This is a genomic window from Cryptosporangium phraense, from assembly GCF_006912135.1.
Lineage (GTDB): Bacteria > Actinomycetota > Actinomycetes > Mycobacteriales > Cryptosporangiaceae > Cryptosporangium > Cryptosporangium phraense.
Genome location: NZ_VIRS01000010.1, coordinates 96,265 through 115,431 on the forward strand (window position 1 = coordinate 96,265; position 19,167 = coordinate 115,431).

23 protein-coding genes and 1 pseudogene are annotated in these 19,167 nt (G+C 72.5%); 14 read left to right on the forward strand and 10 right to left on the reverse strand.

Annotation, left to right across the window (positions count from 1 at the left end; all coding sequences use genetic code 11):
- The first annotated feature begins 6 nt into the window (after positions 1-6).
- The 4 genes from FL583_RS16115 (at position 7) to FL583_RS16130 (ending at position 3,267) form a co-directional block, all read left to right on the forward strand.
- On the forward strand, positions 7-660 hold the full coding sequence (locus FL583_RS16115) for a 4a-hydroxytetrahydrobiopterin dehydratase (RefSeq protein WP_142705468.1): 654 nt from the start codon (positions 7-9) through the stop codon (positions 658-660).
- 20 nt (positions 661-680) lie between these two features.
- The gene (locus tag FL583_RS16120; RefSeq protein WP_142705469.1) at positions 681-1,412 is read left to right on the forward strand and encodes an XRE family transcriptional regulator; all 732 of its coding nucleotides are present in this window, start codon (positions 681-683) and stop codon (positions 1,410-1,412) included.
- A gap of 16 nt (positions 1,413-1,428) precedes the next feature.
- Entirely contained in the window at positions 1,429-2,016 is a 588-nt protein-coding gene (locus FL583_RS16125) for an ankyrin repeat domain-containing protein (protein WP_142705470.1), read from the forward strand.
- Between the two features lie 201 nt (positions 2,017-2,217).
- Complete coding sequence (locus tag FL583_RS16130) at positions 2,218-3,267, forward strand: LD-carboxypeptidase (protein ID WP_142705471.1); 1,050 nt, start codon at positions 2,218-2,220, stop codon at positions 3,265-3,267.
- Here the strand turns inward: FL583_RS16130 and FL583_RS16135 are convergent.
- Positions 3,258-3,626 (reverse strand): winged helix-turn-helix transcriptional regulator, encoded by a 369-nt coding sequence (locus tag FL583_RS16135; RefSeq protein ID WP_142705607.1) that lies wholly within the window; start codon positions 3,624-3,626, stop codon positions 3,258-3,260. The genes FL583_RS16130 and FL583_RS16135 overlap by 10 nt on opposite strands.
- Before the next feature lie 56 nt (positions 3,627-3,682).
- On the opposite strand from FL583_RS16135, the gene FL583_RS16140 reads away from it, so the two are divergent.
- Together FL583_RS16140 and FL583_RS16145 are read left to right on the forward strand one after the other, a co-directional pair.
- A complete protein-coding gene (locus tag FL583_RS16140) occupies positions 3,683-4,279 on the forward strand; it encodes an NADPH-dependent F420 reductase (RefSeq protein ID WP_142705472.1) in 597 nt (198 codons plus the stop codon).
- Between the two features lie 104 nt (positions 4,280-4,383).
- The gene (locus FL583_RS16145; protein ID WP_142705473.1) at positions 4,384-5,328 is read left to right on the forward strand and encodes an alpha/beta hydrolase; all 945 of its coding nucleotides are present in this window, start codon (positions 4,384-4,386) and stop codon (positions 5,326-5,328) included.
- Between the two features lie 173 nt (positions 5,329-5,501).
- On the opposite strand, the gene FL583_RS16150 is transcribed toward FL583_RS16145, so the two are convergent.
- Both FL583_RS16150 and FL583_RS16155 read right to left on the reverse strand, forming a co-directional pair.
- A complete protein-coding gene (locus tag FL583_RS16150; RefSeq protein ID WP_142705475.1) occupies positions 5,502-5,978 on the reverse strand; it encodes a universal stress protein in 477 nt (158 codons plus the stop codon).
- Entirely contained in the window at positions 5,978-6,415 is a 438-nt protein-coding gene (locus tag FL583_RS16155; RefSeq protein ID WP_142705476.1) for a MarR family winged helix-turn-helix transcriptional regulator, read from the reverse strand. The genes FL583_RS16150 and FL583_RS16155 overlap by 1 nt, the downstream gene beginning before the upstream one ends.
- 76 nt (positions 6,416-6,491) lie before the next feature.
- Here FL583_RS16155 and FL583_RS16160 point away from each other — a divergent pair, with 76 nt between their 5' ends.
- Genes FL583_RS16160 through FL583_RS16170 form a run of 3 tightly spaced genes read left to right on the forward strand, consistent with a single transcriptional unit; the run spans position 6,492 to position 9,731 of the window.
- The gene (locus FL583_RS16160; RefSeq protein ID WP_142705477.1) at positions 6,492-7,781 is read left to right on the forward strand and encodes an MFS transporter; all 1,290 of its coding nucleotides are present in this window, start codon (positions 6,492-6,494) and stop codon (positions 7,779-7,781) included.
- Between the two features lie 59 nt (positions 7,782-7,840).
- Entirely contained in the window at positions 7,841-8,800 is a 960-nt protein-coding gene (iolC, locus tag FL583_RS16165; RefSeq protein ID WP_142705478.1) for a 5-dehydro-2-deoxygluconokinase, read from the forward strand.
- Complete coding sequence (locus FL583_RS16170; protein ID WP_240746706.1) at positions 8,793-9,731, forward strand: Cgl0159 family (beta/alpha)8-fold protein; 939 nt, start codon at positions 8,793-8,795, stop codon at positions 9,729-9,731. Before iolC ends, FL583_RS16170 begins: the two co-directional genes overlap by 8 nt.
- On the opposite strand, the gene FL583_RS16175 is transcribed toward FL583_RS16170, so the two are convergent.
- Complete coding sequence (locus FL583_RS16175) at positions 9,668-10,228, reverse strand: SRPBCC family protein (RefSeq protein ID WP_142705479.1); 561 nt, start codon at positions 10,226-10,228, stop codon at positions 9,668-9,670. The genes FL583_RS16170 and FL583_RS16175 overlap by 64 nt on opposite strands.
- Before the next feature lie 50 nt (positions 10,229-10,278).
- On the opposite strand from FL583_RS16175, the gene FL583_RS16180 reads away from it, so the two are divergent.
- Genes FL583_RS16180 through FL583_RS40155 form a run of 3 tightly spaced genes read left to right on the forward strand, consistent with a single transcriptional unit; the run spans position 10,279 to position 11,527 of the window.
- Complete coding sequence (locus FL583_RS16180) at positions 10,279-10,839, forward strand: TetR/AcrR family transcriptional regulator (RefSeq protein WP_142705480.1); 561 nt, start codon at positions 10,279-10,281, stop codon at positions 10,837-10,839.
- A complete protein-coding gene (locus tag FL583_RS16185; protein WP_142705481.1) occupies positions 10,836-11,312 on the forward strand; it encodes a DUF3237 family protein in 477 nt (158 codons plus the stop codon). The genes FL583_RS16180 and FL583_RS16185 overlap by 4 nt, the downstream gene beginning before the upstream one ends.
- Before the next feature lie 50 nt (positions 11,313-11,362).
- Complete coding sequence (locus FL583_RS40155; RefSeq protein WP_170323679.1) at positions 11,363-11,527, forward strand: hypothetical protein; 165 nt, start codon at positions 11,363-11,365, stop codon at positions 11,525-11,527.
- On the opposite strand, the gene FL583_RS16190 is transcribed toward FL583_RS40155, so the two are convergent.
- Both FL583_RS16190 and FL583_RS16195 read right to left on the reverse strand, forming a co-directional pair.
- Positions 11,524-12,309 carry a MerR family transcriptional regulator gene (locus tag FL583_RS16190; RefSeq protein WP_205752182.1) on the reverse strand — a complete coding sequence of 262 codons (786 nt, stop codon included), beginning with the start codon at positions 12,307-12,309 and terminating at the stop codon, positions 11,524-11,526. The genes FL583_RS40155 and FL583_RS16190 overlap by 4 nt on opposite strands.
- A gap of 13 nt (positions 12,310-12,322) precedes the next feature.
- The gene (locus FL583_RS16195; protein ID WP_142705482.1) at positions 12,323-13,663 is read right to left on the reverse strand and encodes a serine hydrolase domain-containing protein; all 1,341 of its coding nucleotides are present in this window, start codon (positions 13,661-13,663) and stop codon (positions 12,323-12,325) included.
- A 49-nt stretch (positions 13,664-13,712) separates the two neighbouring features.
- On the opposite strand from FL583_RS16195, the gene FL583_RS16200 reads away from it, so the two are divergent.
- Complete coding sequence (locus tag FL583_RS16200; RefSeq protein WP_142705483.1) at positions 13,713-14,114, forward strand: acyl-CoA thioesterase; 402 nt, start codon at positions 13,713-13,715, stop codon at positions 14,112-14,114.
- Between the two features lie 2 nt (positions 14,115-14,116).
- Here the strand turns inward: FL583_RS16200 and FL583_RS16205 are convergent, their stop codons facing one another.
- The 4 genes and pseudogenes from FL583_RS16205 to FL583_RS16220 form a co-directional block, all read right to left on the reverse strand.
- Positions 14,117-14,635, reverse strand: coding sequence for a TrmH family RNA methyltransferase (locus FL583_RS16205; RefSeq protein ID WP_142705484.1), 519 nt, complete (start codon positions 14,633-14,635; stop codon positions 14,117-14,119).
- Positions 14,636-14,724: 89 nt separating this feature from the next.
- A pseudogene (locus tag FL583_RS42955) lies at positions 14,725-15,250 on the reverse strand (threonine aldolase family protein); the annotation flags it as partial.
- A 169-nt stretch (positions 15,251-15,419) separates the two neighbouring features.
- Complete coding sequence (locus FL583_RS16215) at positions 15,420-16,907, reverse strand: GGDEF domain-containing protein (RefSeq protein WP_142705485.1); 1,488 nt, start codon at positions 16,905-16,907, stop codon at positions 15,420-15,422.
- A 58-nt stretch (positions 16,908-16,965) separates the two neighbouring features.
- Complete coding sequence (locus FL583_RS16220) at positions 16,966-18,177, reverse strand: SpoIID/LytB domain-containing protein (RefSeq protein WP_142705486.1); 1,212 nt, start codon at positions 18,175-18,177, stop codon at positions 16,966-16,968.
- 215 nt (positions 18,178-18,392) lie between these two features.
- On the opposite strand from FL583_RS16220, the gene FL583_RS16225 reads away from it, so the two are divergent.
- Positions 18,393-19,166, forward strand: a complete 774-nt coding sequence (locus tag FL583_RS16225) for an SGNH/GDSL hydrolase family protein (RefSeq protein ID WP_142705487.1) — start codon at positions 18,393-18,395, stop codon at positions 19,164-19,166.
- The last annotated feature ends 1 nt before the right edge of the window (position 19,167 follow it).

Here is a 19,167-nt window from a genome sequence, read left to right on the forward strand (position 1 = left end):
GGGCCCATGACAATCCTGACCGGCCAGCAGATCGCCGGAGAGGGCCTGACCGGGTGGGCCTTCTTCTACAACAGCCTGGAGACGAGGATCGCCACCCCGAATTTCGCCGCCGGGCTGGCGCTCGTGGCCGCCATCGGGGGCGCCGCCGAGCAGGCCGACCACCACCCGGACGTCGATCTGCGCTACTCCTACGTCGACATCAGGCTGACCAGCCACGACGAACATGGCGTGACCGCCCGCGACGTGCGGATGGCCCGCACCATCACCGCGTTGGCCGCCGACGACGGCCTGCAGCCCGCGAGCGACGCGGTCTCCCGTCTGGACCTCGCCCTGGACACCCCGGACCGCACGCGGGTGCTGCCGTTCTGGGAGGCGGTGCTCGGGCTGGTCCCGGCCGACGAGGCCGACGTGGGCCTCGACCTGATCGATCCGGCCGACCGGCTGCCGGACCTGTGGTTCCAGCCGTCCGGCGACCAGGAGCCGCGTCAGCGCTGGCACCACGACGTGTGGATCGACCCGGCCGAGGTGCAGCCCCGCCTCGACGCGGCGGTCGCGGCGGGTGGCCGCGTGGTCAGCGACGAGCACGCCCCGGCGTACTGGGTCCTGGCCGATCCGGACGGCAACAACGTGTGCCTGTGCACCTGGGAGGGCCGCGACTAGCCGCCGTCTACAGTAGAGTCGTGCCGACGTTCGGTGAGCAGTTACGGCGGCTGGCCGAGATCCGTGGCCTGCGGCTGAGCGGGCCGGATGCCGGTCTCGCCTCGGTGCTCGACGGCGCCGTGCCGAGCCCGGCCCAGCTCATCCGCCTGGCGTCCGTGCTCGGCCTGCACCGCAGTGACCTGTTCGTCGTGGCCGGCCTGCCGGTGCCCGAGGACCTCGCACCCCGGGACGCGGCCGCCGGCGACGCGCTCCAGACGCTGGCCTGGCCGTTGGTGTTCGTGCCGGGCGCTGTTCCGGAGCTGCACCGGCTCGTCCGGTCTCTGCCCCGGCTGGCCCGCCCGCCCGGGCCGGCGCCGGTCGAGCGGTCCTATCCGGACGGTCCGGCGGGCCTGGTGCTGCGGTTGCTGCACAACCGCAACCTCGACTGGGCGAGCATCGCGCTGTACCTCCGGGGTCTGGGCGGCGGTCCGATGCTGGCGGTCTCGTCGATCCGTCGGATCGGACACGGCGCGCGGCCACTGACGCCGGATCTCCTGGCCGCCTTCGGCGCCGTCCTGGATCTCTCCTCCGTCGACCTGAGCGCGCTGACCGGCATCGACCTCCGGTCGATCAACACCCGAGCCCATCCGGACGCGGACGAAGCGGCCGAGCTGATCTGGAGTGCCCGGGCGTTGACGGCCGCCCAGCTGAGCGTGGTCGTGAACCGGGCCCAGGAGCTCCGCCAGGAATGGGCCGGCGAGTCCCGGGCGTAGCGGCGAGGCGGTGGTCGTGGACGACACCGAGCGGTTCGGCCTGGCCGCCGAGCGCGGTGAGGTGGCCGAGGTCATTCGGCTTCTCGACCAGGGCGTGCCGGTCGACGTTCTGACGCCGACCGAGCGGTCGCGGCCACGAACGGCCCTGGACCGGGCGATCTGGGCCCAGCAGACACTCGTTGTCAGTGCCCTCATCGAGGGCGGCGCGGACCTTCACCAGGTGGTCGGCGAGTACGCCGAGGCCACGCCGGTCTGGGCGGCCACCCACCTGGGAAACCGGTCGATCCTCCAGATATTGCTGCGCGCCGGAGCCGACCCGGACAGCCGGAGGCACGTCGCGGCTCTCCCGCCGTTGTACCTGGCCCGCGCGCAGCATCGCGACGACCTGGAGCACCTGCTTCTCGCCCACGGCGCACGAGAGGAGGAGATCGAAGTGGCGTCGCGAGCGCATCTGATCAGCATCGCGGCCGCTGGGTTCCCTGATCAGGTGCGGCTGCTGCTGGACCGGGGAGCGGTCTTCCCGCCGGGAACCGTGGAGGCGGTGGAACGGGAACGCGACCGGCACCGGGCCGACCCTGCCGCGTACGAAGATTTCCAAAAGTGATCGAACTGCTCACCCGGCCCACGGCGACGGCGTAACCGTCGTCGTAGGAATTTGCCTGTGCGAGGGGTACACCGGGACGGTAGGTCTCCCGCCGGGTCAGCCCTGCCTTCCAGAGAAACCACACATGTTCCCGATGTCGGCCACCTTGCCGCCAGCGGGAATTCGGATGCGGGGCTGGGGGCGGTTTGTTTGGATCTCGGGATGCCGCGGGAAATCGTCCATCCGCCCAAGGCTGAGCCCGGCGATCGGATCGCGGTCCTCTCTCCGTCGTTCGCGGCTCCCGGCCGGTTCCCGGCCGTGCACGAGCAGGCGATGCGACGACTGACCGAGATCACCGGGCTCGTTCCCGTGGAATACCCGACCACCCGGCAGATCGGCGCCACCCCGCAGGCCCGGGCGGCCGACCTCGACGCCGCGTTCGCGGATCCGAGCATCCGCGCGATCCTGGCCACCATCGGCGGCGAGGACCAGATCACCGTGATCCCGCACCTCGACCCCGACCGCGCCCGGGCCGACCCCAAACCATTTCTCGGCACCAGCGACAACACGAACCTGCACCACTGGCTGTGGGACGTCGGCATCGCGAGTATCTACGGCGGGTCGTCCCAGGTGCACCTGGGTCCGGGCCCGGCCGTCGACGACCTGCACGCGCGCTCCCTGCGGGCAGCACTGCTGACCGGCGGGACCCTGGAGATCACCGACCCCGGCGAGTCGGAGGACGTCGGCATCGACTGGGCCGATCCGCGTGCCCTCACGACGTTCGGCGACCGTGAAGCGACCGAGCCGTGGAGCTGGTCCGGCCCGGCCCGGTCGGTGACCGGGCCCACCTGGGGTGGGTGCCTGGAAGTGATCGAGTGGATCCTGACCGCGGGGCGCTTCCGGTTTTCCCCGGACGCTCTGGCCGGCGGCGTCGTGCTCATCGAGACCTCCGAGGAGCTGCTCCCGGCGCGCCAGGTCGGATGGATCGTCCGCTCGTTGGGCGAGCGGGGGCTTCTCGGCGCGGCGGCGGCGATCCTGGTCGCGCGGCCACCGGTCTCCGATCACCAACGCCGGCCACCCGCGCCGGAACGGGCCCGACTGCGACGCGAGCAGCGCGACACGATCCTCGGCCTGATCGACCGCTACAACCCGGACGCGGTGGTGTGCGTGGGCGTGCCGTTCGGCCACACCCGGCCGCAATGGATCCTCCCGCACGGCGGAACGATCACCGTCGACGGCGCCCGCCGCCGCGTTCACGCCGACTACCGATAGCCCTCTTGCAATTCGGACAACTCGTCGCCGTACTCGGTGACCCACGTGCCCAGGGCGCGCATCGGCCCGTCGGCGAAGCTCCGGCCCAGCGCGGTCAGCGCGTAGTCGACTCTCGGCGGCGCCTCAGCGAGATGTCGACGTTCGATCAACCCGGTGCTCAGCAGTCGGTTCAGTGCGTCGGTCAGCACCTTGTCGCTGATCCCGCCGATACTCCGACGCAACGCCCGGCGCCGTCGCGGGCCGGCGTCCAAGGCCGCGAGTACCACCACGTCCCAGGTGTGCCGGAAGATGTCCGTCGCCAGGCGCAGCCGGCAATCGGCCACCAGTTCGCCGTCGTCGCCGGATCGCATGGCCACCATGGTGGCAGGCGCGACGCGCACCGGATGGTGCATCTCGATCTGCCTATCGTCCCGGCATGCGAATCGGAATTCTCGGCACCGGCGCCCTCGCGACCGCCCTCGCGACGGGCTGGGCGCGCGCCGGGCACGTTCTCACGATCGGTGGCCGCTCGCTCGACAAGGCCACCGCGATCGCCGCCGCGGTCGGCGGGACCGCCCGTCCGCTCCACGACGTGGCCGCCGACGCCGACGCGGTCCTGCTCGCGGTCTCCTGGACCGGCGTCACCGAAACGCTCCGCGCGGCCGGACCGCTCGACGGCCTCCCGCTGATCGATCCGATCAACGCCGTCGATCACGGCGTCGGCATCGTCCGGGCATCACCCGCCGAACACCTCGCCGCGGCGGTACCGGGAGCCCACGTGGTGAAGGCGTTCCACCTCTTCCCGGCCGGCACCTGGGCCGAGCCCCGCACCGACCCCGTGACCGTCGCCATGTGCGGCGACGATCCGCGCGCCCTGGAGCTCGTCGGCCGGCTGGTCACGGACGTCGGAGGCACGCCCGCCGTGCTGGGCGGACTCGATCGGGTGCGTCAGCTCGAAGAGGTCGCGGGTTTCGTCATCGGGCTCGCCTTCTCCGGCGTCGATCCGCGGTCCGCGGTCCCGTCCGCGTCGTAGGCCGGTGCCTCGGTCCGGCACAGCGGGATCGGTGATCGGCCGGTCCGCGCCGAACCCCTGAGGGCCGATCGAGGATCGCGCACGGGCTCCTGGATCATCGGTGAATGACCTCTCCCGTGCCGTTCGATCCCGAGTTGCAGGCCGCGTACGCGGCCGCCGGCGGTTATCCCGGTCCGATGAGCGCCGACCGGCTCGCGGCGATCCGGGCCGAGGACGCGGCCGAGGTGCCGTCTCTCGACGAGCTGACCCGCGGCGGCCGGTTCACCGTGACCGAGCGGACGGTGGACACCGACGTGCGGCTGGTGATCTGCACGCCGGTCGCGTCGGACGGGCCGCGGCCGTGGATCTACCACACGCACGGCGGAGGGATGTTCAGCGGCGACCACCGGATCGGTCTGGAGGTGCTCCTCGACGAGGCCGATTCGCTCGGTGCGGCGCTGGTGTCGGTCGGCTACCGGCTGGCGCCCGAGCATCCGCACCCGGCCCCGATCGACGACGTCTACGCCGGTCTGCTGTGGACCGCCGGCCGGGCCGGGGAGCTCGGCCTCGACCCGGATCGGGTCGTGATCGCCGGGACCAGCGCCGGTGGTGGTCTGACCGCGGCGCTCGCGCTGACCGTGCGCGACCGGGGTGGCCCGCGGGTCCTCGGCCAGCTGCTGATGTGCCCGATGCTCGACGACCGCAACGACAGTGCGTCCGTGCGCCAGATGGTGGGCGTCGACATGTGGGACCGCAGCTGGAACGGCTTCGGCTGGTCGGCCCTGCTCGGTGATCGGCGCGGTGGCCCGGACGTGCCGCCGTACGCCGCGCCGGCCCGGGCGGCCGACCTGTCCGGCCTGCCGCCGGCCTTCATCGACGTCGGCTCGGCCGAGTCCCTGCGCGACGAGGCCGTCGACTACGCCAACCGGCTGTGGCAGGCCGGTGGGGTCGCCGAGCTGCACGTCTGGGCCGGCGGCTTCCACGTGTTCGACTGGATCGCGCCCGAGGCGCGGATCACCCGCGCCACCCTCGCGGCCCGCCGGTCCTGGCTCCAGCGCGTACTCGCCTAGGGTCTCACGGTCGATGCACACCCCCGGCCGGCGAGGGTGGGCGGGCCACCACCCCCGGCGGAGCGGGACGTCGCCCGCGCAACCACCCGCACGTCCGGACCGACGCCCGAGGCCTCAGCCCGGCAGGCGTAATAAAAGAGGCCTCAGCCCGGCAGGCGTAATAGAAAGGCCGATCACGGGACGATCGTCACCGGCCAGTTCCGCTGGCGGACCAGCCGGACCGCCAACGAACCCGCCAGCCGAGACCCCAACCGCGCCGACGCCCCCACGATCAGCGCGTCCGCATGATGGTCATCGGCCACCGCGGCCAACTCCCTCAACCGATCACCCTCCCGGACGACCAACCGCACCCGCACCCCCCACTGGGACGCGAGCTGCCCCACCTCGGCCTCCAGCGTGGCCTCGACCGCGTCCCGGGCCTCGTACGCGGCCTGCGTGAGCAGGCTCGTCGCGTCGATGCCCGCGCACGCGCTCCACCCGATACCCGCGGATCGGACGTGCACCGCGACCAGCGTGCTGCCGTTCCGACGGGCCAGGCCGGCGGCGTAGGCCAGCGCCCGTAACGCGGAGGGGGAGTCGTCGATGCCGACGACGATCGTGCCCGGGCCATCGGTGCCGAGCTCGAACCGCTCCGACTTCCACGATCCCATCAGCCGCCCCCGGCCCCGGCCGGAACCGCGGCCAGGCGGCGCAGCGCCGGGATCGCGGCCGCCACCGCGGCTCGGTCGTCGGCGTCGAGGCGGCTGAGCAGGGCGTCCAGCGTGGCCGCGTAGCCCGCGGCGGTGCGGGCCAGCTGTTCGCGCCCGCCGTCGGTCAGTTCGACCAGCACCCCGCGGCCGTCGTGCGGATCCGGGATCCGGCGCACGAGGTCGGCCCGCTCCAGGCGGCCGACCAGCTGGGTCATCCCGGGCTGCGAGGCCCGCTCGACGCGGGCCAGTTCGCTGATCCGCCCCGGCCCCTCCGACTCCAGGCGACGCAGGACGGCCAGCGCCACCAGGCTGACGCCGTCCGACGGGTCGGTCTGCCGGATGATCCGGATCAGCTGCCCCAGAACCGGCATCAACTGGGCACCCGGAGTCACATCCATAACGTGATTATGCACATCCGCGAAGACGGATTACAGTTGCGTGAGGCAACCGAATCTGCGCGGTGGAGGTGGACCGGTGAGCGGTGCTTCCGGTGGCACGTTGTTCAAACAGCCGAAGGCCGTCTACGCGGTGGCCTTCGCCTGCGTCGTCAGTTTCATGGGCATCGGCTTGGTCGACCCGATCCTGCCCGCGCTCTCGGAGAAGCTGCACGCCTCGCCGAGCCAGGTCAGCCTGCTGTTCACCAGCTACCTGCTGGTGACGGCGGTCGCGATGCTGTTCACCGGCTGGGTGGCCAGCCGGATCGGCGCGAAGAAGACGCTGATCGCCGGTCTGGTGCTCATCGTCGTGTTCTCGGCGCTGGCCGGGCTGTCCGGCTCGATCAGCGGCATCGTCGGGTTCCGGGCCGGCTGGGGGCTGGGCAACGCGCTGTTCATCGCGACCTCGTTGGCGGTGATCGTCGCGTCCGCGTCCGGCGGGTTCGCCGGGGCGATCGTGCTGTACGAGGCCGCGCTCGGGCTCGGCATCGCGGCCGGGCCGCTGATCGGCGGCCTGCTGGGTGACATCAGCTGGCGCGGCCCGTTCTTCGGCGTCGCCGTGCTGATGGCGATCGCGCTGCTGGCGACCGTCACGATGGTCGAGGACACGCCCCGGCCGGCGCACAAGACCGAACTGCTCGCGCCGCTCAAGGCGCTGCGCCACCGCAGCCTGCTGACGATGTCGCTGACCGCGGTGCTCTACAACTGGGGCTTCTTCACGATGCTCGGGTACGCGCCGTACCCGATGGAGCTCGACGCGATCCACCTCGGCTTCGTCTTCTTCGGCTGGGGTCTGCTGCTCGCGTTCTTCGCGGTCACCGGCGCGCCCTGGCTGCAGCGCCGGTTCGGCACCGCGCCGTCGTTGTACGGCGCGCTCACCGCGTTCGCGGTGCTCATCCTCCTGATCGGACTTTTCACCGACGTCCGGTGGGTGGTGATCGTCTGCGTGATCGCGTCCGGCATCGTCGCCGGGATGAACAACACGCTGACGACGCAAGCCGTGATGCTCGTGTCGCCGGTGGAGCGGCCGGTCGCGTCGGCGGCGTACGGGTTCGTGCGGTTCATCGGCGGTGGCCTGGCGCCGTACGTCGCCGGGAAGATGGTCGACCACTGGAACATCCACGTGCCGTTCGTCGTCGGCGCGGTGGCGGTGCTGGCCGGCGTCGCGGTGCTGGCGACCGGCCACCGCACGCTGGCCCGGGCCGACGCCCAGCTGGTGGCCGGGCACGCCGGAGCCTCGGACGACGTCGCCGGAGAGGTCGCCGACGAGTTCGGCGGCGCTCCGGACGCGATCGACCACGAGCTGGAGGTCGAGCGCGGCGTCCGGTGAGCCTCTTGTCCTGACAAACTCCCGTTGTTAGTTTGTCAGGACAAAGGGAGGCGGCATCCATGGGCACTCCGTTCGACCTCGTCACGATCGGCCGGATCGGCGTCGACCTGTATCCGCTGCAGGACGACGTCGGTCTCGAAGACGTCGAGACGTTCGGCAAGTACCTCGGCGGGAGCGCGACGAACGTCGCGGTCGCGGCCGCCCGGCACGGGCGGCGCAGCGCGGTCGTGACCGGCGTCGGCGACGACCCGTTCGGCCGTTACGCCCGGCGCGAGCTGGCCCGGCTCGGGGTCGACAACGGGTTCGTCGCGACGATCGCCGACCTGAACACGCCGGTGACGTTCTGCGAGATCTTCCCGCCCGACCACTTCCCGCTGTACTTCTACCGCGAGCCGATCGCGCCCGACCTGATGCTCACCCCGTCCGATCTCGACCTCGGCGCGATCGTCGAGGCGCGGATCTACTGGTCGACGGTCACCGGGCTCTCCCGGGAGCCGAGTCGGGACACCCACCACGCGGCCTGGGAGGCCCGGGGCCGGGCCCCACTGACGGTCCTCGACCTCGACTACCGGCCGATGTTCTGGTCGTCGCCGGAGGTGGCGACCGCCGAGGTCGGCGAGGCTCTGCGGCACGTGACGGTCGCGGTCGGCAACCGGGAGGAGTGCGAGGTCGCGGTCGGGGAGACCGACCCCCACCGGGCGGCGGACGCGTTGCTCGAGCGCGGTCTCGAGCTGGCGATCGTGAAGCAGGGGCCGCGCGGGGTGCTGGCCAAGACCCGCGAGGAGACCGTCGAGGTGCCGCCCTACCCGGTCGACGTCGTGAACGGGCTCGGGGCCGGCGACGGGTTCGGCGGGGCGCTGTGCCACGGGTTGCTGGCGGGCTGGCCGCTGCTGAAGACCGTGCAGTTCGCGAACATCGCCGGGGCGATCGTGGCCGGCCGGCGGGAGTGCTCCACCGCGATGCCGACGACCGGCGAGGTCGACGCGATCATGGCCGAGGTCGGCCGGGTCGATGCCTGAGGACTCCGCCGGACCGATCCTCTCCGGCTCGGCCTCGGCCGGCCTCGGCTCGGTCGCCGCCGACGCGTTCGACGCGTTGCGCCGGGCCCGGCACGCCGACCCCGGAGCGGTGGCGTCCGCGTACGCGGCGCGGGTCCGTCGCCCGCTGGTGGCCGGGGACGGGCGGTTGTTCATCGTCGCGGCCGACCACCCGGCCCGGGGCGCGCTCGGCGCCGGTGGTGACCCGATGGCGATGGCCAACCGCTACGACCTGCTGCGACGGTTGGTGCTCGCCCTGTCCCGGCCCGGGGTCGACGGCGTCCTCGGGACCCCGGACATCCTCGACGACCTCGCGCTGCTCGGCGCGCTCGACGGCAAGATCGCGGTCGGCTCGATGAACCGCGGCGGGCTGCACGGCGCCGTGTTCGAGATGGACGACCGGTTCACCGGCCACGACGTCGACTCGATGGTGGCGTCGCAGGTGGACGCGGCGAAGCTCCTCGTCCGGATCAACCTCCAGGACGCGGCGACGGCGCGGACGCTCGAATCGACGGCGCAGGCCGTCACCGCGGCGGCCCGGGCACGGCTGCCGATCATGCTCGAGCCGTTCCTGAGCCGGTGGGCCGGCCGGCGGGTCGTCAACGACCTGTCGGCCGAGGCGGTCGTCACCTCGGTCGCGATCGCGTCCGGGCTCGGCGGGTCGTCGGCCTACACCTGGCTCAAGCTGCCGGTGGTGCCGGACATGGACCGGGTGCTCGACGCGACCACGCTCCCGACGCTCCTGCTCGGCGGCGACGGCGGGGGAGAGCCGGCCGACACCTACGCCGCCTGGCGGTCGGCGTTGGCGCTGCCCGGCGTGCACGGCCTGGTGGTCGGCCGCACGCTGCTCTACCCCCGCGACGACGACGTCCGGCAGGCGGTGGACATCGCGGCCGGGCTCGTCCACGACTGATCCGCTACACCATGGCGACGGCCCGACCGACCCCTCATCACGCGCACCCAGAGTGACCAGCGGTTCGGCGTCCGAACCACGCCGGTCGTCGCGCGCTCGACGTTGTCGAGCGCGTCCTCGACCAGCGCGTCGTGCAGCCAGCGGATCGCCAGCGGCCAGGCCAGGCGCATCGATCCACGCGGGTGGACGGTCATGTCGTGGACGACGCGGCACCGGTCACCGGTGATCGGCTCGACGCGGAACTCGTGCCAGCCGGTGGACGCGAAGCGCGGTCCGAACTCGAACCGGACGCGCCGGCCCGGCTCGTACTCGGCCACCGTGTAGCGGATCGGGCCGTGGCCGCCGGCCGCTCCGACGCCCAGCGGGCGGTCGAGCTTCATCGGCGGCCACTGCGGGCTGGGCCAGACCGCGTCGTCGGGACCGGCCAGCGTGTCGAGGACGGCGCCCGCCGCCGGGGCGGGGCAGTCGAGCGTGCGGACGTGGGTGTTCCTGATCATGGCAACCTTCATACGGTTCCGTATGGAAAACCATACGCTACCGTACGGGGATGGCGAAAGGTGTCCGGCTCACGGCCGACGACTGGGCCGACGAGGCGCTGCGGATCCTGGCCGAGCGCGGTCTGGCCGGCATTGCCGTGGAGCCGCTCGCGGTCCGGCTCGGCACGACCAAGGGCAGCTTCTACTGGCACTTCGCCAACCGCGACGCGCTGGTCGAGGCGACGCTGGCCCGGTGGGAGAGCCGGCACACCGCGGCCATGATCGCCGATGTCGACACCGAGGCCGAGCCGGTCGCGAAGCTCCGCCGGCTGTTCACCGAAGTGATGACGGCCGGGGCCCGCCACCGGATCGAGCTCGCGCTGCTGGCCTCGATCGACGACCCGCGGGTGTCGTCGGCGTTCGAGCGGGTGACCGCGCGGCGGCTGGCCTACATCGCGTCGGTGCTGGAGACGACCGGGTTTCCCGGGGACGAGGCCCGGCGGCGGGCGCAGCTGGCGTACTCCGTGTACCTGGGCCATCTGCAACTGCGGCACACGGCTCCGGGCCAGATCGTCGACGACAGCGCCTATCGTGAGCTCGTCCTCGCGGCCCTCCTCAAGGAGCACGGATGACCCTCCCGTCGCTGCCGGAACCGACCCTGACGCTGCTGTTCCGTCTGGATGCGACGCTCGGGCCGCCGCTCGAGCTGGGGGAGATCCCGCCCGGCCGGGCCCGGGTCATCGCGCTCACCGGTGGGACGTGCACCGGGCCCGACCTGGACGGCACGCTGCTTCCGGAGGGGTCGGCCGACCACCAGACCGTCCTGCCGGACGGCACCGCTCTCGGTGACATCCGGTACACGCTCCGGACGTCCGGCGGCGACCTGCTCGACGTGCGGTCGGAGTCGGTCCGGCACGGACCGGCCGACGTGCTGGCCCGGCTGGCTCGGGGGGAGGCCGTCGAGCCGAGCGAGTACGTGTTCCGGGCGGCGACCCGGATCCGGACGTCGTCGGTGGCGCTGGATCACCTGAACCGGGGGGTGTTCGTGACCGTCGGGGGGCGGAGCCCGTCCGGCGTGAGCTATGCGACGTACCTGGTCGGCTGAACGGTGGGCGAGTGGGTATGGCTTCGTTCGAGAGGTTGGGAGGGGGCATCATGCGTGTCTTGCTGATCGCCGTGGGCGTCGTCGCTGTCGTGTTGATCGTGCTCGGTCTGGTGATCAAGGCGGTGAAGTGGCTGCTGATCATCGGGGCGATCGCGTTGGTCGTGGCGATCGTGATGGGCTTCGTCGAGGCGCGCCGGGCGGCGCGGCGGCTCTAGACTCGGCGCGGTTCCGCCTGGCGGAGGAGTTCGGCGAGGCGGAGCCACGCCGGTGACTCCGCGCCCGACGAGACCGCGGCCAGGCGCGCCACCACCGGGTCGGGTCTCTCGCCCGCTCCGCGGGCGGCGGCGCCCAACGGGGGATCGGGTGGGTGGGCGGCCAGCCAGTGGCCGGTCCGGGTGGCCAGCGCGGGGAGGCGCGGATCGTCCGGAAACCAGTCGTACGCCTCGTCGTAGGCCACGTAGATCGCCCGGAACTCCGGGTCCTCCAGCGCCGCGCGCTTGTCGGCGGCCCAGCCGTCGGCCTCGCGCGGCGAGACCGCGTGCATCAGGATCCAGACGTCCCGCTCCAGGTCGACGCCCCGGTCGCTGACGCCGAGCTCGCGCAGCCGGTCGAGGTACCCGGCGACCGCCGACGAGACGAACATCCGGTCACCGGCCCGCAGCGCCGCGACGCGCTGTCGGGACCGCTCGATCCGCGCGGCGCGGTCCCGCAGGTCGGCGTCGATCTCGGCGATCGCGGCCCGGAACTCGTCCTCGCCGGCCGCGAGCAGCTCCCCGACCCGGGCCAGCGGCACACCGGCGTCGGCCAGCGTCTTGATCTTGACCAGCGTGATCGCGTGCCGCGCGGTGTACCGGCGGTACCCGGACGAGTCCCGGTCGGGCTCGGGCAGCAGCCCCCGCTCGTGGTAGTGCCGGACCGCCTTGATCGTGACCCCGGCGTACTCCGCCAGCCGGCCGATCGTCAGCAACTGCCGTCCGCCGGCTCGCGTAGCGTCCACGGGGTTCATCGTGTCAGCCGACGCGGCGGGTCAGCCGGCCACCGGCGCAGCGGTGGGTCGGACCGTCCCCGTGGTAGGAGATCAACAGGTACCCCGGCACGTCGGTCAGCGGCCGGCCGGCCGGCGCGAAGAGGTCCCTCCCGACCGGAACGTACCGCTGCGGGGGGAACGAGAACGACCCACCGGCGAAGCCGGTGAAGATGCGCTCCTGGGACGCGTCCGCCGGTTCGTAGGTGACGGTCTCCTCCAGGCCGCCGTCCACCATGCGGACGTCGACCCGCAGCTGGTCGGAGCGGTAGGTACCGGCGTACCGGGTGAGGTCCGTGGACTGCTCGGCCAGCGCGAGCCGCTCGCGGGAGCCGCCGAGCAGCGCCGGCAGCAGGTCGTCGTGGAGGGTGAGCGCCCGGGGGTCGTTGCCGTAGGCGGCGAAGACGAGGTCGTGCTCGGGAGCGACGGCGAGCAGCGCGACGCCGCCGGGCGACGCGCCGGTCATCGCCAGCACCGTGGTTCCGGCGTGCTGCTGGATGGTCCAGCCCAGTCCGACCGGTGACGAGTTCGGCGTCCCCAGGTCGCCGGTGACCGTCCGCATCCGGGCGATCGACTCCGCGGACAGCAGGCGGGGGAGGCTCCGGCCGAAGGCCAGCAGATCGGCGACCGTGCCGATCGGGGTGCCGCCGGCCGGGCCCCAGGTGTCCGGCAGCATGAAGAAGTCGGTCGGCCGGGGCGCGCCGGTCTCCGGGTCGGGGAAGTGGCCGATCGCGGTGCTGCGCAGGATCGCGTCCTTCGCCGACGTGACCGCGGTGGTCATTCCGGCTGGGGCGAAGACGTCCCGGGCGAGCAGGTCCGGGTACGGCCTGCCGGTGACGACCTCGAGGAGCCGGCCCGCGACGATCATCCCGCCGTTGGAGTAACTGACCAGCTCGCCCGGCGCGAAGAGCGTGCCGCAGCGGCGGCCCAGCGCGTCGACGTAGGCCGCGAGCGCCCCCGGCCCGGTGGCGTCCGGAAAGAAGAGGTCGGCGTCGATGCCGCTGCTGTGGGCCAGCAGGTGGCGGACGCGGATCGTCTCGGCCGCGCCCGGCGCGGTGAGCCGGAACTCCGGCAGGTAGCGCACGACGGGTGCGTCGAGGTCGAGCGCTCCGCGCTCGACCTGCCGGAGGACGAGCGCGGTGGTCATGATCTTGGTGACGGATCCGAACAGGAACCCGGTGTCGGTGCGCATCGGGGCGCCGGTCCGGAGGTTCGCGACGCCGTGGGCGGCGGTCTCGACGTCGCCGTCCCGGGAGACGCCGGCCACGTAGCCGGGGACGCCGGTGGCGTCGCAGAAGGCGGTGATTCGTTCGCTCAGGAAGGTCATGCCGGTAGCTTCGGAGCCTGCCCCTGGGTCAAGGTCAAGGAGTGCGCGCATGCCGGCTGAGTTCGTCGTCCCGTGGCGGGCCCGGTACTACGAGGTGGACCAGCAGGGGGTCGTGTTCAACGGCTGGTACCTGTCGTGGTTCGACGAGGCGATCTCGCGGTTCCTGGAGGCCGGTGGGCTGGACACGGCTGGAATGGCGGCGGCCGCGTTCGACCTCCAGCTGGTCCGGTCGGAGATCGACTGGCGGGCGGGGGTGCGGTGGGAGGAGCCGGTCGAGATCGTGGTGAGGCCCGGACGGATCGGGACGACGAGCTTCGACGTCCACTTCACGGTGAGGCGGAACGGCGAGGAGACGTGCGCCGCGAAGACGGTGTACGTGGCTATTGCCCCGGACGGCTCGGGCAAGACTCCGGTGCCGCCGGCCCTGCGTGCCCTGCTGACCGGCGAGTAGGTTCAGAGGAGACCGGCGAGCCGGTACAGCACCAGGGACCCCGCCACGGCGACGTTCAGGCTCGCTCCCGTCCCCGTCATCGGGATCTCGACCGCGAGGTCGAGCAGGTCGAGCGCCTCGGGCGGGATGCCGGTCTGCTCGTGCCCGAGCACGGCCACGGTCCGGCGCCTCGCCGCGGTCAGGTCGCCGAGCCGAATCGCCTCGTCGGCGAGCTCGACCCCGACGATCGCCGACCCGGCGGCCCGCTGCGCGACGAGCCAGCCGCGGACGTCGTGCCCCACCCAGTGCACACAGGCCGGCCGCCGGAGCGTGTTGCCGCGGGCGAGGGCCTCCGGCACCCACGGCAGCCGGGGGACCGCGAGACACGCGCCGACCGCGTCACACGTCCGGAGCAGCGTCCCGAGGTTGGCGCCGTGCAGCGGCCAGAGCGGCGCGGCGATCAGGTGGTTCCAGCAGGAGTGCGAACGGCGGCGGCGTTCGCGGCGCAGGTCTTGACGGCTGCGTACTCGCGGAGAAGTCATGCGGAGGTGCTTCGCGGCGCACCCGGGCCATCACCGAGGAAACCTCAGCGTAGCGCGGCCCGCACCGCCGTGGCGAAGCGGTCGACGTGCTCGCGCACCCGCGCGTGGAGCAGCGCCGCCATCTCGTTGGCGTGCCTTGCGTTCCGGAGCCAGAGGTCGCCCTCGAGCAACGCCAGGAACTGCGCCGCCACGAACCGCATCTTCGACGCCGGCTGCATCGCCGACTTGCGCAGGTAGTCCATTCCCCGGGTCAGCGTGGGGTCCAGCACCACGACCGCCTCACCTAGCAGCGCCCCGTTCTTCGTGCCGCCGAACGAGAGGACGTCCACTCCCACGTCGGTCGTGAATGCCCGCAGCGTGGACGCGCATTCCGTGCCCATGGGCGAACTCGACGATCGCCCCGATCTCGTCCGGGGTGTACACCGTGCCCAGCTCGGTCGACTGCGTCAGCGACACGACCTGCGGCTGCGCCCGGTGCTCGTCGTCGAACCCGCGGGCCTCGCCGGCGATCGCGTCCACGGTCAGCTTCCCGTGCTCACCCGGCACCGGCAGCAGCTTGATCCCGGCCACCTTCTCGGGCGCTCCGCACTCGTCCACGTGGATGTGGGCGGTGTCGGGCTAGGCCCTGTCCTGCGAATCCGTGCTCGGCTGCGGCTCCGCTCAGCCGCCGCCAGGCCGCGTTGTTGGGATGTCCGGATACAACAGCGGTATCCGGACATCCCTCCGCCTTGCCTGACGACGGCTGAGCGGTGCCTCGCTGCGAGCGAGATTCGCAGGACAGGGCCTAGGCCGAGACGAGCTTGGTGGGGGACCCCGGGGGTAGGGCGGCTCGGCGGCGGAGGCTCTTGTGGGCGTACATGCGGCGATCGGCGGCGGCGAGCAGCCCGTCGGCGTCCGCATGGTCGAAATCACCGGCGGCGGCGACGCCGACGCTGACGCCGATCCGGAAGGAACGGTCGGCGTCGACGACCGGCTCGGCCGTCAGACCGCGGAGGCGCTCGGCGAGCGCCTCGGCTTCCTCGGCGTTCGCGATGTCCTCGGCCAGGACGACGAACTCGTCGCCGCCGAGCCGGGCCGCGACGTCGCCGGAGCGCAGCTCGGCGGAGAGCCGGCGGGCGAACTCGGCCAGCACCAGGTCGCCGGCCGCGTGCCCGTGCTGGTCGTTGACCTGCTTGAACCCGTTGAGGTCCATGTACAGGATCACCGGCCCGTAGCCCGAGCCGTCGTCGGCCGCCCGGTTCAGCGCCAGGTCGAGCGCCGCGTGCAGGGCCTGCCGGTTGGCCAGGCCGGTGAGCTGGTCGTGGTGGGCCTGATGGGCGAGCATCGCCCGGATCGTCTCCTGCTCCCGGACGACCAGCAGGAACCGGAACAGCACCAGCCCGGTCAGCACCGCGATCGAGACGAGCAGCGAGACCCGGCTGACCAGCGAGTGGAACGGCTGGAGCCCGGCGAAGATCGGCAGCGCGACCAGCGAGATGCCCAGGAACACCACCCGGGCCGGGTGCAGCCGGTCTTCGTGCGTGGTGTCGGGCTCGGCGATGCGGGCCGCGTCGCGGTGCACCAGCGCGGCGACGAACAGGCTGTTCGCGGTGAGCAGCACCCCGTCGTAGCGGTCGGCCTGGGCCGCTCGGGACAGGTCGCTGAACAGCGCCGGGGTCATCGAGATCCAGATGTCGCCGATCAGCGAGATCGCGAGCGCGGCGACCAGGTACCGGATCGGGCCCCGCTTCGACCCCGGCGCCAGCACCAGGATCGCCGCGGCCGCGAAGAACACCACGTCACCCAGCGGGTAGAAGACCGCGAACACGGTCTTGAGCGAGAGATCCTCGGCCTCGACCGCGGGCAGGATGAAGAACTGCCAGCACATCCAGCCCAGCACGGTCGTCATCGCCGCCGCGTCGAGCCAGCCCTCGCGGAGCCGGGCCGGGGCCCGCAGCCGGACCAGCTTGATCAGCCCGAACCCCAGCAGCGGATACCCGCTGACCCACAGCACGTCCGACGGCGTCACGTCACCGAGCGGGCCGATCAGCCATTCCAGCACGTCGTGCAGCAGATCGCCGGCCAGCCAGACGGTGAGCGCGACGACGATGTAGCCGTACCCCCGCCGGGACGGACCGGGTATTTGCCGTAACCGACCCCAGCTGAGACCAACCAGGACGCTGAAACCGATCAAGTAGGACACATGAGCGAAGATGCTCCCCGGCAGAAACGCGCCGGGCGCACCGCAGATCGCGGCGAATACCGGGACGAGTACAGCCGGGATGCGTCTCATGCGGCAATCATCGGTCTCCCGTAGTCACAGTGACTCAGGTTAATGGACGGTAGCGAAATTACTGGGCGAACCCGAGATAGTTGCTCTTGAGGTCGAGCTTGACCCGGAACGAGGTCGCGGTCATCGAGACCGTCGCCGGCTTCCCGCCCGCGACGGTGCCGGTGAGCTGCACGGTCTCCGCGCGTCCGCCCCATCGGCCGCCGCCGCTGCGCTTGGTCACCTTCACCGACGTCACGGTGGTCAGGCCCTGCGGGCCGTCGAGCGACGCCAGCGTCGCCGGGGTGACGACCCTGGTCCAGACGGTCGACGCCGTGTACGGGTCGGCCTTCGAGACGAGGTAGCCGACGCCTCCCGGCGCGGTGAAGCCGCCGTTGCTGGACGAGAACTCGGCGCTGATCGCCTTGCCCTTGACCGTGAGGACCTTGCCCGCGGTGGCCTTGATCGCCGCGTTGGTGGACGCCTTCTCCGACGTCTGGCCGTCCCAGCACTGGTTGGCCTGGGTGTCGATCACGTCGTAGTAGCGGGACGCGGAGATCTTGGCGGTGGCGTACGTGCGGGCCGCGATCGTCTGGGCCTGCAGGGCGGCCGGCGCCCAGCTCGACGGCATCTCGGACGCGACGACGCCCCGGAGGTACGTGTCGATCGGCATCTTCGCGACGTACCGGGCCGCGCCGTCGGAGATCACGGCCTGCAGCGAGCCGGCGAACGCGACGCTGCCGCCGCCCCGGCAGTCGGTCTTGGCCTTGCTGTAGGCGATGTTCAGCGTCGACGGCCCGCTGAACGTGACCGGCGCGCGCAGCGTGTACTTCGTCCGCCAGGTGGTGGCCGTGACCGGCTCCTGGACGAGGTAGCTGGCGCCGCTGCGGGCGACGTGCCACTTGGCCCGGGCCGGGAGCGTGACCTTCGCGCCCCCGGACGCCGTGGCGACCACCCCGGAGACCGTCGAGCCGGTGGTCGGGAGCAGCGTGAAGTGGCCGTTGTCGATCGCCGAGAGGCGGACCCGCAGCGACGGGTTGCCCTTGGCGGCCAGCGTCGTGCCCGGGTAGTAGAACGCGACGATCTGGGCCGACGTGAGGCCCTTCTTGGCCGCGCCCTGGGCGCCGTACTGGCTCAGCCCGCGGCCGTGGCCGTAACCGGCGCCGTATATCGTGATGCCCTGGGCCGAGGCCGGGGCGGCGTTCGCGGTGGCGACCCCGGCGTCGGCCGGAGCGCCGACGGCGAGCGCACCGGCGACCGCCGCGGCGGTGACGAGAGCGGGCAGGAGACGCATGGTTACCTCACGTCGGTCGGGAAACGGCCAGGCGTGGAAACAGGCGTCCACGAGAGAGATGTCGGCGTGTTCGGTTGCGAAATGAGACGGTGGCCGACCGCGCAACCGGCCCCCTCCGGGGCCGCACCCGTCGAGCACCCGACCGGCCCGTCCGGGGCCGCACCCGACCGGCCCCTGCGGGGCCGTGGCCGTCGCGCACCTGATCAGATAGGCGTATGACCTACCGGCACGTCGTCGCACTCGGGAGCTCGTTCGCGGCCGGGCCCGGGATCCCCCCGGTCGTCGACGCGGCCGCGGGCCGCTCCGGCGCCAACTACGCGCACCTGTTCGCGGACGCGATCGGCGCGCGGCTGACCGACCTGACCGTGTCCGGCGCGACGACCGCGACCGTGCTCGACCAGCCGCAGCGGGTCGGCCGCACCACGTTCCCGCCCCAGCTGAGCGGCGTCCCCGAGGACGCGGACCTGGTCACGGTCACGGTCGGCGGCAACGACCTCGGGTATCTCCAGACGATGCTGCGGCTGGCCTGGGCGAACCAGTTCCAGCGCCGGTGGTGGACCCGTGCGGCCGGCAACCGGCTGGCCCGTGGGCCGGTCCCGGTGGCCGACCCGGACATCGTCGTCGGTGGGCTCACGGCGATCGTCGACGCGGTGCACGAGCGGGCCCCGGGCGCGCGGGTGGTGCTCGTCGACTACCTGACCCTGCTCGAGGAGAAGACCGTGCCGCCGTTCACCGACGTCCAGCACCGGGCGCTGCGCGCGCTCGGACGGCGGGTGTCGGGCGCGTTCGCGGTGGCCGCGCAGGCGACCGGGGCCGGTCTGGTGCAGGCGTCGGTGCTCAGCGCCGGGCACGGCGTCGGGACGGCCGAGCCCTGGGTCAACGGCTTCGTCCCGAGCACGCGGCGGGCCACGTCGGCGTTCCATCCCAATGCGGCCGGCATGCGGGCGATCGCCGACGAGCTGGTCCGCACGCTCGGCGCGCGCACGTAAG